General features: G+C 63.3%; 13 protein-coding genes. 6 read left to right on the plus strand and 7 right to left on the minus strand.

What is annotated here, in order from left to right; translation table 11 throughout:
* Positions 1 to 4: 4 nt before the first annotated feature.
* Positions 5 to 745, minus strand: a complete 741-nt coding sequence (locus tag QF015_RS08215) for a tyrosine-protein phosphatase (protein WP_310206694.1) — start codon at positions 743 to 745, stop codon at positions 5 to 7.
* Between the two features lie 172 nt (positions 746 to 917).
* Here QF015_RS08215 and QF015_RS08220 point away from each other — a divergent pair, with 172 nt between their 5' ends.
* From QF015_RS08220 to QF015_RS08245, 6 genes are all read left to right on the plus strand, one after another.
* Positions 918 to 1940, plus strand: coding sequence for a LacI family DNA-binding transcriptional regulator (locus QF015_RS08220; protein WP_310206698.1), 1023 nt, complete (start codon positions 918 to 920; stop codon positions 1938 to 1940).
* Between the two features lie 99 nt (positions 1941 to 2039).
* Positions 2040 to 3272 (plus strand): sugar ABC transporter substrate-binding protein, encoded by a 1233-nt coding sequence (locus QF015_RS08225; RefSeq protein WP_310206701.1) that lies wholly within the window; start codon positions 2040 to 2042, stop codon positions 3270 to 3272.
* A 9-nt stretch (positions 3273 to 3281) separates the two neighbouring features.
* The gene (locus tag QF015_RS08230; protein WP_429388296.1) at positions 3282 to 4271 is read left to right on the plus strand and encodes a carbohydrate ABC transporter permease; all 990 of its coding nucleotides are present in this window, start codon (positions 3282 to 3284) and stop codon (positions 4269 to 4271) included.
* Positions 4272 to 4278: 7 nt separating this feature from the next.
* Positions 4279 to 5151 carry a carbohydrate ABC transporter permease gene (locus QF015_RS08235; RefSeq protein ID WP_429388298.1) on the plus strand — a complete coding sequence of 291 codons (873 nt, stop codon included), beginning with the start codon at positions 4279 to 4281 and terminating at the stop codon, positions 5149 to 5151.
* 28 nt (positions 5152 to 5179) lie between these two features.
* Positions 5180 to 5953, plus strand: coding sequence for a ThuA domain-containing protein (locus QF015_RS08240; protein ID WP_310206709.1), 774 nt, complete (start codon positions 5180 to 5182; stop codon positions 5951 to 5953).
* The gene (locus QF015_RS08245) at positions 5950 to 7077 is read left to right on the plus strand and encodes a Gfo/Idh/MocA family protein (RefSeq protein WP_429388301.1); all 1128 of its coding nucleotides are present in this window, start codon (positions 5950 to 5952) and stop codon (positions 7075 to 7077) included. The genes QF015_RS08240 and QF015_RS08245 overlap by 4 nt, the downstream gene beginning before the upstream one ends.
* Positions 7078 to 7193: 116 nt before the next feature.
* On the opposite strand, the gene QF015_RS08250 is transcribed toward QF015_RS08245, so the two are convergent.
* The 6 genes from QF015_RS08250 to QF015_RS08275 all read right to left on the minus strand — a co-directional run bounded on the left by QF015_RS08250 (position 7194) and on the right by QF015_RS08275 (position 11962).
* Complete coding sequence (locus QF015_RS08250) at positions 7194 to 7790, minus strand: GNAT family N-acetyltransferase (RefSeq protein WP_429388304.1); 597 nt, start codon at positions 7788 to 7790, stop codon at positions 7194 to 7196.
* 26 nt (positions 7791 to 7816) lie between these two features.
* Positions 7817 to 8680: a 3-hydroxyacyl-CoA dehydrogenase family protein gene (locus QF015_RS08255; RefSeq protein WP_429388305.1), complete on the minus strand. Its 864-nt coding sequence runs from the start codon at positions 8678 to 8680 to the stop codon at positions 7817 to 7819.
* On the minus strand, positions 8677 to 9489 hold the full coding sequence (locus QF015_RS08260) for an enoyl-CoA hydratase/isomerase family protein (RefSeq protein WP_429388308.1): 813 nt from the start codon (positions 9487 to 9489) through the stop codon (positions 8677 to 8679). Before QF015_RS08260 ends, QF015_RS08255 begins: the two co-directional genes overlap by 4 nt.
* A complete protein-coding gene (locus QF015_RS08265; protein WP_429388311.1) occupies positions 9490 to 10716 on the minus strand; it encodes a thiolase family protein in 1227 nt (408 codons plus the stop codon).
* Between the two features lie 131 nt (positions 10717 to 10847).
* Positions 10848 to 11504, minus strand: a complete 657-nt coding sequence (locus tag QF015_RS08270; protein WP_310206725.1) for a pentapeptide repeat-containing protein — start codon at positions 11502 to 11504, stop codon at positions 10848 to 10850.
* On the minus strand, positions 11504 to 11962 hold the full coding sequence (locus tag QF015_RS08275; RefSeq protein ID WP_429388313.1) for an SRPBCC family protein: 459 nt from the start codon (positions 11960 to 11962) through the stop codon (positions 11504 to 11506). The genes QF015_RS08270 and QF015_RS08275 overlap by 1 nt, the downstream gene beginning before the upstream one ends.
* Between the last annotated feature and the right edge of the window lie 98 nt (positions 11963 to 12060).

Genomic DNA, 12060 nt, shown 5'->3' on the forward strand with positions numbered 1-12060 from the left:
GTGATCAATCCTGCATGGTAGCAGCGGTGGTGGCCCCGCAACCGAGCTTGGACCTCAGCGCGTCCACCTCGTGTTCCGCAACCCCGTTGGCCCTGAGGAAACCCACCACATCGAGCTCCTTCAGGAAACCCCGCAGGCCTGCCCGCTTCTTGTCCAGCATGGTCTCGAGTTCGTCATCGGGAAGGTACGGGTCGTGCGCGTGCGGCGCACCGTGTGTTCGATGCCGTTCGTTGATTCCCCGGGCCGCGAGCTCGTAGCCCCGCACGATGTCGTCGTCGCTGAGTCCCGCCAGCCTCTGCAGCATCAGCGCAATCACCCCGCTGCGGTCCCTTCCCGCCGAGCAATGAACCACCACCTTGCCGGGCGACGCCGCAATCGCCATAAAAACGGCGGCAACCTTGTCCGCGAAAACCTGGAGATAGTCCGCGTACTGCGCAGGGTCCTTTAGGTAAGGGCCGAACAACTCGCTGAAGCGGCGGTGATCAGGATCTTCCGTGGGGCAATGCACGACGTCGATACGCGCCTTAACCTCGTCCGGCACCTCAGGATCGGTGTCGCGTTGGCGCCTCTCGCGGGAGGCGCGCAGATCGATCACGGTGCGGACGCCGTCGTCGTACATCTGCTGCCATCCAGCCTCGGTGACCCACTCGTGCCGTCCCATCCGGTACACGTCACCAGCGATCCGCCATGCGTTGACGGCCCCGTCCCAGTGGACGCTTTCGTGAGTCCCAGGTGTCCCCTCCATGAAGCCATGTAAGCACACCGGAGGGCGCTGACGGCAGTGCCGGGCCAGGAGATCAACCGTGACCCTTGTGGAGTCCACGTGACCCATGTCATACTCATTCTCGATGCGCATCGACGATACGCATCGACAACCCGCAGGAACTGTTCAGCAACGAGCGCAAGGAGGTCAGGCCGTGCCCACCAGCAAGGACGTCGCCCAGGCCGCCGGAGTAGCTCAGAGCACAGTTTCCTACGTCTTGAGCGGCAAGCGCCCGATCTCCGAGAAAACGCGGAAAAAGGTCGAGGACGCCATCGAGCAACTCACCTACCAGCCCAACGCCGGAGCACGGGCGTTGGCTGGACGCAGAACGCACGTGATCGGCCTGGTCATTCCGTTTATCCCTGAGCTGGAAATGGGCTCGATCATGGAGTTCGTCTCGGTGATCGCTTCCACGGCACGGCAATTCGATCACGACATCCTGTTGGTGACCGAGGACGAAGGTGCCGCCGGGCTGCGCCGGGTGGTCGGCCAACAGATCTGCGACGGCCTGATCCTCATGCAGGTTGAAGACGAGGACGAACGACTCCCTCTCGCCCGGAGCCTGAATGTCCCTGTGGTGCTGATCGGGATCCCCCGGGACCCCACGGGACTGGTCTGCATCGACGCGGACTTTGAGATGGCGGGTCGGCACTGCGTCCAGGACTTGGCCGCAGCCGGTCACGAGGTCATTTCCATCATCGACTGGCAGCCGGCCGTGGTAGCACGCCATGTGAACTACGTGGAACGGTTCATGGGAGGCGTGGATGCCGCCGCCGAAAAACTGGGTGTCACGGCGCAGCATCTCCCTGGCGGCGCGGACGTCACCATCATCACAGATTCCGTGGACAGGGCATTGGCCTCCTCCCACGGCAAGCCGGCCTTCATAGCGCCGGACCGCACCGTCCAGGACATCCTGCGCCGTGCACTGGCCGCCCGCGGGCTCACCCCCGGCGTGGACGTCTCCGTTATTGGCAGCGCCTCGCCAACCCTTGCTGAACTCCAGCCGATTCCGCTGTCCACCATCGATCTTCGCCCGGCTGAAGTGTCACGCCGCGCCGTCAAGATTATTTGCGATCTCCTCGAAGCCGATACCCAGGGACCATCCGAATCCCTGGAATTGGTACCCACGGTCATTACGCACCGTTCAAGTACGCTCCGTCCACCCCACGGCAGCTAGACCCCTCTCAGCACCACTGCACTACATCCGTTTCCGACATTATCGATGCGCATCGTCGATACGCATCGATAAATCGATCTCCAGAAAAAGGAACAGACAATGAAGTCAGCACAAAGGACACGCCGTCCGCTCGCCCTCGCCGTCGCTGCCTTGGTCGGCTTGCCCCTGGCGCTCTCAGCCTGCGGCACCACAGCAGCATCGTCAACGGAAGCCGTCACCGAAATCTCCGTGATGGACTACTACAACAACGAGCCGGACAAGTCATTCATTGGCGACGCACTCACCAAGTGCGGCACGCAATTGGGCGTCACCATCAAGCGCGAGACCGTGCCCGGTAAGTCGCTCATTTCCAAGGTGCTCCAACAGTCGTCCTCCAAGACCCTGCCTGATGTCCTCATGCTGGACAATCCCGATCTTCAGCAGATTGCCGCCACCGGTGCGCTGGCTCCCCTGTCCGACTTCAAGGTCAGCACGGAGAATTTCGCCGAAGGCGTGCTGAGCGCCGGCACCTACAAGGACAAGGTCTACGGCCTGGCACCCACAGTGAACACCATTGCCCTGTTCTACAACAAGGACATTCTGGACAAGGCCGGGGTTACACCTCCCACCACTTGGGACGAGCTCAAAGCAGCGGCGGCCAAGCTCACGGCAGGCGATCAATACGGCCTTGCCTTCAACGCCAACCCCACCTATGAGGGCACCTGGCAGTTCCTTCCCGTCATGTGGTCCAACGGTGGCGACGAGAAGAAGATCGACACCACGGAAACCGAAGAGGCCCTGCAACTCTGGACGGATTTGGTGAAGAGCGGCTCAGTATCATCCTCTGCGCTGAACTGGACCCAGGCCGATGTGAAGGACCAGTTCCTCGCCGGCAAGGCAGCCATGATGGTGAACGGTCCGTGGCAGATCCCGGCCCTGGATAAGCAGCCCACCCTGCAGTACGGCGTGGTGAAGATCCCTGTCCGTGAAGCCGGCCAAACAGCAGTTGCACCCCTCGGAGGCGAGGTGTGGACGGTTCCCCAGACTGGAAACAAGGCCCGCCAGGCCAAAGCAGCCGAGCTGGTTGCCTGCCTCAACAGTGACGAGAACCAACTCGCCATGGCCACGGCCCGCAACACCATTCCGTCCAAGACCACCTTGTCGGACAAGTTCGCCGCCGACAATCCCAAACTCGCGACGTTCACGGAGCTCATCAAGACAGCCCGTGCCCGCACCGGACAACTCGGGGAAGAGTGGCCCGCCCAGGCCACCAAGATCTACACCGCCATTCAAACCGCACTGACGGGCAACGCCTCGCCGGCTGAAGCCCTCAAGCAAGCCCAGGGCCAGTAGGCATCTGCCATGTCACTGACAACCGACTTATCGGCTACTGCGGGGTCCGCCGCAGGGAAGGCTGCCACCAGACAGGCATCAGCGCCCGGGCAACAACCGCCGCGGCGGCGCACCCGCAAACGCCGCGAGCGCATCTTCCAGTGGCTGTTCCTGATTCCCGCGGTGGTCTACATGACGCTGTTCTTCGGATACCCGGTCATCAAGAACGTCATCATGAGTTTCCAGGAGTACACCACCTCCACGTTCTTCACAGGGGAAGCCCCGTGGGTAGGCTTCGCCAACTACGTGACTGTACTGTCGTCGTCGTTGTTTTCAACCTCGCTGCTGAACACCGTACTGTTCACCATCGGTTCGATAGTGGGTCAGTTCGTGATCGGCCTGGCCCTGGCGATCTTCTTCCAGCGCAAGTTCCCGCTCAACGGCATCCTGCGGTCATTGCTCCTGCTGCCGTGGCTCCTGCCGCTGATCGTGTCGAGCGCGGTGTGGCGTTGGATCCTGGACAAGGACAGCGGTGCGTTGAACCGGTTCCTGGGCGACCTCGGCATCATCGACACCGGTATCCCGTGGCTGACCAGCACCTCGCTGGCGCTGATTGCCGTGGTGGGGGTGAACATCTGGATCGGCATCCCGTTCAACCTGACCATCCTCTACGGCGGGCTTCAGGAAATCCCGGATGAGCTCTACGAGGCCGGGTCCCTGGACGGCGCCACCGGGTGGAAGGCCTTCCGCCACATCACCTGGCCCATGCTGCGGCCCGTGGTCAGCGTAGTACTGGTTCTCGGAGTGGTCTACACCCTCAAAGTGCTGGACATCATCCTCGGCCTCACCAACGGCGGGCCCGCCAACTCCACCCAAACCATCGCGACCCAGTCGTACAACCTGTCCTTCCACGAGTTCAAGTTCGGTGAAGGTGCCGCCTTGGGGAACGTGCTGGTGATCATCTCCCTGGTCTTCGCAGTCCTGTACTTGCGGGCCAGCCGACGCGCCGTAGACGAGTGAGGAAAGCATGACAACCGCACTGAAAGCACCTGCCCTCCGGCGCGCCGGTGGAAAAGCCATCGGTTTGAAAGCAACCGGACGCAAGAACTGGGGGTACACGGCACTGGCCCTTGTCTTCCTGGCCATCATGCTGTTCCCCGTGTACTGGATGGTCAACGCGTCCCTCCAGCCCAACGGCACTACGCTGGAGACCTCGTGGTTCCCGGTAAAGCCCGATTTCACCGGATACGCCACGGCCATCAATGAGCAAGCCGGCAACCTCGGCACCAGCCTCATCATTTCGCTGGGAAGCGTAGCGCTGAGCCTGGCCATTGCAGCCCCGGCGGCCTACGCCTTGGCCTACTTCAAGGTCCGTGGCGCCGGCGTGGTCCTGTTCGCGATCCTCATCAGTCAAATGATCCCGGGGATCGTGGTGGCCAACGCCCTGTACACCGCCTACAACGACCTCGGCCTGCTCAACTCCATCCCCGGCCTGATTCTGGCAGATTCGGCCCACGGCATTCCGTTCGCCATCCTCATCATCCGGGCGTTCATGAACGGCATGCCGGCATCGGTCATCGAGGCGGCCCGGGTGGACGGAGCGGGACACGTCCGGGCGTTCTGGTCGATCGTGCTGCCGCTGAGCCGGAACTCCCTGATCACCGCAGGCCTGTTTACGTTCCTGTTCGCCTGGAGCGACTTCCTGTTCGCCCTGACCCTGACCACCACGGAGGCAGTCCGGCCCGTAACACTGGGCATCTTCCAATACATCGGCGCCTACGTGAACGACTGGAGCTCGGTCATGGCGACGGCGGTACTCGCTTCCATCCCGGCCATCGTCCTGCTGGTCGCGGCCCAAAAATACATCGCCGCCGGCACCACCGGCGGTGCGGTCAAGTAGACCGCTTTCCACCTAGAAGGAGAACACCATGACTGACAACAAGCCTCTTCGCGTCACAGTGTGGAGCGAAAACCGCCATGAGAAGCGCGACGAACTGGTTGCACGCCTGTACCCGGACGGCATGCACGGCGCCGTCAAGGCGGGCATCGAGGAGAACCTGGGTTCCGGCGTCGTGGTCCGGACCGCAACCCTGGACGAACCAGACCATGGCCTCACCGAAGAAGTCCTCGCCGACACCGACGTCCTGACGTGGTGGGGGCACATGTCCCATGCGGACGTTGACGACCAGATCGTGGAGCGCGTCCACCGCCACGTCCTGGCCGGTATGGGCCTGATCGTGCTGCACTCCGGTCATTGGTCCAAGATTTTCACCAAACTCATGGGGACCTCGTGCACCCTGCGTTGGCGCTCCGAGCAGGACCGCGAGCTTGTCTGGACCGTGGACCCCACGCACCCGATTGCCAAGGGCATTCCCCACCCGATCGAGATCCCGCAGCAGGAGATGTACGGCGAGTTCTTCGACATCCCCACACCCGAGGAACTGGTGTTCATCAGCTCGTTCAGCGGCGGCGAAGTGTTCCGCTCCGGCTGCACGTTCCGCCGCGGCCACGGCAAGATCTTCTTCTTCAGCCCCGGCGACCAGGACTACCCCGTCTATCACCACAAGGACGTCCGGCGGGTCATCGCCAACGCCGTGGAGTGGGCCGTCACCGACCGTCCCGAACGCGCCGTGCCGGAGCTGCTCCGCTACGAAACCAACGACTTCTTCAACGGCAAGAGCTACCAGGGAGCCAACGCGTGAACCCGCCTTTCGCCACCCTTCCCGACGACGGCACTCCCCTTCGCGCCATCGTTGTAGGTGCCGGGGGCATGGGCCGCGCGTGGCTCCGGACGGTTGAGGAATCGCCGCTGGTGGAGCTCGCCGGGATCGTGGACCTTGATCTGCCGGCGGCCGCTGACGCTGCGGCGTCGTTGGGTCGTCCCGACCTCCCGGTTGGCGCCGGGACTGCCCAGCTGGCGTCCGACGTCGGCGCCCAGGCTGTCATCAACGTCACCATCCCGGCCGCGCACCATCCGGTCACCGCCGAAGCACTGGCAGCCGGTTTACCGGTTCTCGGCGAGAAGCCGGTGGCGTCGACGGTGGCGCAGGGGCTTTCCTTGGCTGCTGCTGCTGAACTTCACGGCCAGCTGTTCATGGTCAGCCAGTCCCGGCGTTACAACAAGCATCTGTTCTCGGCCAAGCGATGGTCTTCTGCCCTGGGGTCCATAGGCATTGTCTCCGCCGAGTTCTTCAAGGCCCCGCGCTTCGGAGGATTCCGGGACGCCATGGACCACCCGCTGCTGCTGGATATGGCCATCCACCAGTTCGACATGGCTCGTTTCCTGCTCGACGCCGATCCTGTCTCAGTGTTCTGCGAGGAGTACAACCCTTCGTGGAGCTGGTACAGCGGCGATGCCGGCTCGACGGCCATTTTCGAGATGACCGGTGGCGAGCGGTTCGTGTTCACCGGAAGTTGGTGCAGCCCGGGACAGGAAACCTCCTGGAACGCTTCCTGGCGGATCAGCGGTGAGCACGGCACTGTCCTCTGGGATGGCGACAACGAACCGGTGTCTTCTGTTCCTACCGGCACGGCTCCCTCCGAGGACCCGGGACAGGAAATTGCCGGTTCCCTGCGGGACTTCGTGGCCGCTTTGCGCACCGGGACGACACCCATGGGACGCGTGCACCAGAACATCATGAGCCTGGCCATGGTGGAGGCAGCGATCCTCAGTGCCTCCACCGGCGCCCGGGTGTCCGTGGATGCCTTGCTTGAGGACTCGTACCAACAGGCCATGGTCGCCGAGCGGGATCCCGGCGTACTGGAGGTGTTGAAGTCCTGGACGTCGGTTCGGAGTGCGTTGGCCGGCGACAGCGTGGTGTTGTGACGGTCGCGCGGGCGTGACCATTCGTTGAGGTGCGGGTTCCCGGACTACAGGGCTCATACAGCTTATACAGCCCTGAACCCGCCCCTCAGCGCACCCTCACAGGCCAGTGTTCGCGCTTAGGCCCCGTACCTGGCCAGGCGGAACTCCAGGCCGTTGCGCACAGCCGGCCACTCGTGCTCAAGGATGGAGAAAACCACGGTGTCGCGGAGGGCTCCGTCGGCGCTTCGCGAGTGGTTGCGGAGCACGCCGTCCTGCTTGGCGCCGAGCCGGGCAATGGCATCGCGGGACTGCTGGTTCAGCCAGTGGGTGCGGAACTCCACAGCCGGGCAGCCCAGTGTTTCGAAGGCGTGCCGGAGGAGCAGCAGCTTGGAATCAGGGTTGGTGCCGGTTCCGTGTGCCGACGCAGCGTTCCACGTCGAGCCGATCTCCACCCGGGGAGTTACGGCGTCGATGTTCATATACGTCGTCATGCCGATGAGCTTGCCCGTTGCGTTGGAGCGCGTAGCAAAAGGCACCATGGACCCTTGGGCCTGGAGAGCGAGGCGCCGATCGATCTCTGCGGCCATGCCCTCGGGCGCGGGAACCGAGGTGTACCAAAGCTTCCAGAGTTCACCATCGCGCGCAGCGTCAACCAGTCCGTCATGGTGTTCCATGCTCAACGGTTCCAGCGTCACGAATTTTCCGGTCAGGGTGATGGGTTCGATAGAAGTCACCCGGTTAGCCTAACCGCCCGCGGGCATCAGTCGTTCCAGTCGAAGAACCCCTTGCCTGTCTTCCGTCCGAGCTCTCCACGCGCCACTTTGTCGCGCAGGATCTGCGGCGGAGCGAAACGGTCCCCGAGCGTGGAGTGCAGGTACTCGGCAATCCCCAGCCGGACGTCCAGCCCAACAATGTCAGTGGTCTTGAGCGGGCCAGTGGGGTGCTTGTAGCCAAGCACCATCGCGGCATCGATGTCCTCTGCCGACGCAACACCCTCTTCAACCATGCGCATCGCCTCCAAGGCGATGGCCACACCCAGGCGGGACGAGGCGAAGCCGGGCGCATCATTAACGACGACGGCGGTCTTGCCGAGTGCCTCGGTCCAGCTTTTCGCCGCAACAGCGAGTTCGGGAGACGTCTCCTTGGCCAGCACCACTTCAATGAGGGTGGACGCGGGCACAGGGTTGAAGAAGTGGAGCCCCACGAAGTTGGCGGGTCGCCGCAGTTCGGCGGCGAGTCCCGTGACGGAGAGCGAGGACGTATTCGACGCCAGGAAAGCATCGGCTGACAAGTGCTCCTCCACCGATTTCAGCGCCGCCACTTTGAGGTCGTAGTCCTCGGGTACCGCCTCCACCACGAGTCCGCAGTGGATGAACGAGGCGTAGTCAGTGGAGGTGCTGAAGCGGGCCATGGCTTCTTCGGGGGTCTCGGTCAGGGTCCCCCGGGCTGCGGACTTGGCGACTGCTTCAGCCACACGTCCTTGCGCTCCGGCGGCTGCCTCATGATCGCGTTCCACCACGATCACTGTGGCTCCCTTGGTAAGGAAGGCGTGCGCGATGCCAGCGCCCATCCGTCCCCCACCGAGGACTCCAACGACGTGCGGGATGGCGGGAACTGCTGTCATTTCTGGGTCCTGTCGTCGTTGGCAGAAGTGGGAACGGAGGTGTCTTGGGAAGCCTTGGCCGACTTCTTATCAAGGAAAGCCTGCATACGATCAAACTTGGCCTGGGACTCAAAGAGAATTCCCTGGGCAAGGGTGTCGATCAGCGGGTGGGCTTCAGCCGGAGCATGGAACACGGATTTGGTGATCCGCACTGCCAAGGGATCCTGGCGGCCGATCCGATCCGCCAGCCTGTGCGCCGCGTCCATCAGTTCGGGCGCTTCATGGATCTCCGTGATGAGGCTGATCCGCAGTGCCTCTTCTGCCCGCAGCACGGCACCGGCCAGGAGAATTTCCTTGGCCTTCGGTTCGCCCACGAGTTCCTTGAGCCGCCAGCTGGCTCCGGCGGCTGCAAGGATTCCCAACCCGGTCTCGGGGTTGCCGATCCGGACACTCGGAGTACCGATGCGGAAGTCGGCAGCGTAGGCGAGCTCAGCTCCCCCGCCCAGGCAAAATCCGTCCAAAGCGGCAATAACGGGCATGGGCAACTTGGCGATGCGCACAAAGATCGTGGAGTTGATCCCCTGCAAAGCATCGTCCCGGCGGCGTTCGCGCAGCTGGCCAATGTCCGCGCCGGAGGCGAACACGCCTTCAGTCCCGGCAATGATGAGGACCTTCGGATTCCGCTCAAGCTCAGCGCAGACCAGATGAAGCTCGTCCACCATGGTCTGGTCAATCGCGTTGCGGACCTCGGGACGGTTCAGCAGAACAGTGAGGCGGTCCTCGCGTTCCTCGATGAGAAGGGTGGTGAAGTCTTCCGCATTCAGTGCCATTTACACACCCTCCAGAAGCATCGCGGTGCCCTGGCCAACGCCGATGCACATGGTCGCCAACCCCAGCTTCGGCCCGGAAACCGAGGCGAGTTCGCGCTCCATGCGGCCCAGCAGCGTGATCGCAATCCGTGAGCCGCTGGAACCGAGCGGGTGTCCCAAACTGATGGCGCCGCCGTCGTTGTTCACAATGTCCGGATCCAGTCCGAGGCGTCGCATGCTGGCCAGCGATTGCGTGGCGAAAGCTTCGTTGAGTTCTACCGCGCCCAGCTGCTCGACGGTGATCCCGGTGCGGGCCAGGACCTTCTGCGTGGCCGGAACCGGACCGATGCCCATGATTTCCGGCTCGCAACCTGCAGAGGCGCCGTCGATGATCCGTGCGCGAGGGGTCAGCCCAAACTTCTTGATGGCTGCCTCGGACGCGACGATGATGGCCGACGCGCCGTCGTTGAGGGTGGAGGAGTTGCCGGCGGTGACAACTGACCCGCCGGGGACAACGGGCCGCAACCCAGCCAGGACGTCCATGGTGGTGCCCTCGCGTGGCCCCTCATCGGTGTCCACCACGGTCTCGGACTTACGGGTCTTCACCGTCACCGGAACGATCTCGTCCTTGAAGCGTCCACCCGCGATGGCCGCCAGGGCGCGCTCGTGCGAGCGGACGGCAAAGGCATCAGCGTCCTCGCGGGAGATGTTGTCCACGCGGCCCACTTCCTCCGCTGTTTCCGGCATGGAGTACGTCATCTTGCCGTCACGGGAAAGTTCGCCCTTGGTGAAGAGCGGGTTGGCAAAGCGCCAGCCGATGGACGTATCGAAAATCGGGCCGGGCTTGGCGAACGCCGTGGATGGCTTCTCCTGGACCCACGGTGCGCGGCTCATGGACTCGACGCCGCCGGCGACCACGATGTCCGCGGCGCCCGACTTGATCATCTGGCTGGCCATGATGATCGCGCTGAGGCCGGAGGCACAGAGGCGGTTCACGGTGATGCCGGGAATGTGGAGGGGAAGTCCGGCCAGGAGGGTGGCCATGCGGGCAACGTTGCGGTTTTCTTCGCCCGCGCCGTTGGCGTTCCCGAGGATGACCTCGTCAATGGAGTCAGGATCGACGCCGGCACGCGCCACCGCTTCCCGGACCACCAACGCTGCAAGATCGTCCGGGCGGACGGAGGACAGCGCCCCACCGTAGCGACCTACAGGCGTGCGTGCGCCGCCAACAAGAAAAGCCTCGACCATGAGAACATCCTTCGCGAAAGTGAAAAGGGATCGGCGCGGAATAATATACCGACCGTTCGTTCTATAAAGATTACACGGCCCCACGGGACGGTCAACAGATGAAGCAACCTGCTGGACCGTCCCGCGAGGGTTTAGATCACACGGATTCCCAGGTGGCCTGCCAACAGCGGTGCCATGAGGCTCAACTGATAATCGTCGATAATCACCCCGGCCAAGCCGGCAAGACCGTTGATTCCGCGGAATTCCGAGGTCCTGAGGTCCACGTCCTTGAGCTTGGCGCCGGTGACATCCAGCGTGCCGATGGTGCAATTCTTCAGCGCCACACGGGTCCCGGCACAACCACCCAGGTCCAGCTCGTTGATGATGCAATCCGAGATCTGCACGTCCATGAGCTTGGAACCGCGCAGGTTCACGTAATCCAGCTTGCCGCCGTCGATTCTGACCGAGCGCCAGTTGCCCTCATAGAGTTCGGCCGACCCCCACCGGGGATTGCTGATTTCCACGTCCTGCCACGAGCTGCGCGCTGCGGTAAACACCGGCGCATAGGGCTCGGCAAGGATGCATTCACGAAAAGTTGCCCCGCGCAGCTGGGCCTCATTGAAGGACACACCGTTGAACTCGCACTCGATGAAGTCAGCGCCGCTCAGTTCTTCCCCGTCGGCAGAGACGCGGGTGAGCCGGACGCCGTCGTACCTTTCGCCCCGCTGGAAGTCCGGAGCGTCGTCGTCGCGCAGTTCCTCCAAGCGGACCGGCGAAATCTTGGGCGCTGCTACCTTCGCAGCCGCCATCAGAGGGATTCCGCCTTCGCTGCGATCTCCGCCAGGTCCTTGGCGAGGGCCTTGCGGGTCATGCTCATGCCGATCTTCCCGAAAAGGGCCATGCCTACCTTGCTCAGGAGGGACGGCTTGAGGACCTCGGCGCCGAACGTCAGGGTGAGGTCCGTTCCGCCACCGCGCCCGGCGAGGCTGAAGCGACTGGTGTAGTCCGCGCCACCCTGACGCGCCTTGACCGTAGTGCTTCGGGGAGGGTCAGTCTCGGAAACCCACATCTCAACGGTTTCTTTCCTGCCCATCATGGTGCGGGTTTCCTTCCAGCGCGTGCCCTCGCCGTACGGTCCTTCGCTGAGCATCTGGATGGAGTCGATGCCGGAGAGCGTGCCGGCAGAGCCGGGTATGTCCGAGATGACGGCCCAAACTTTCTCCGGGCCGGCCTTAATGTGCTGCGTCAGGGTGGTGGTGTGTTCCATACATCGAGCCTAGACCCGGGCACTGACACTCCCAACCGGAGGGCTCGTTGCGAGGCCCGCTCTGCACCCTTCGCGCCACGAATAGCATGCAAAGCGGG

It is taken from the genome of Paenarthrobacter sp. TE4293 (genome assembly GCF_050435325.1).
Lineage (GTDB): Bacteria > Actinomycetota > Actinomycetes > Actinomycetales > Micrococcaceae > Arthrobacter > Arthrobacter nitroguajacolicus_C.

Coding starts and splice junctions, on each gene's coding strand:
- QF015_RS08215 (WP_310206694.1), bottom strand. CDS start 745: ATGGAGGGGACACCTGGGACTCACGAAAGCGTCCACTGGGACGGGGCC.
- QF015_RS08225 (WP_310206701.1), top strand. CDS start 2,040: ATGAAGTCAGCACAAAGGACACGCCGTCCGCTCGCCCTCGCCGTCGCT.
- QF015_RS08230 (WP_429388296.1), top strand. CDS start 3,282: ATGTCACTGACAACCGACTTATCGGCTACTGCGGGGTCCGCCGCAGGG.
- QF015_RS08235 (WP_429388298.1), top strand. CDS start 4,279: ATGACAACCGCACTGAAAGCACCTGCCCTCCGGCGCGCCGGTGGAAAA.
- QF015_RS08240 (WP_310206709.1), top strand. CDS start 5,180: ATGACTGACAACAAGCCTCTTCGCGTCACAGTGTGGAGCGAAAACCGC.
- QF015_RS08255 (WP_429388305.1), bottom strand. CDS start 8,680: ATGACAGCAGTTCCCGCCATCCCGCACGTCGTTGGAGTCCTCGGTGGG.
- QF015_RS08260 (WP_429388308.1), bottom strand. CDS start 9,489: ATGGCACTGAATGCGGAAGACTTCACCACCCTTCTCATCGAGGAACGC.
- QF015_RS08265 (WP_429388311.1), bottom strand. CDS start 10,716: ATGGTCGAGGCTTTTCTTGTTGGCGGCGCACGCACGCCTGTAGGTCGC.
- QF015_RS08270 (WP_310206725.1), bottom strand. CDS start 11,504: ATGGCGGCTGCGAAGGTAGCAGCGCCCAAGATTTCGCCGGTCCGCTTG.
- QF015_RS08275 (WP_429388313.1), bottom strand. CDS start 11,962: ATGGAACACACCACCACCCTGACGCAGCACATTAAGGCCGGCCCGGAG.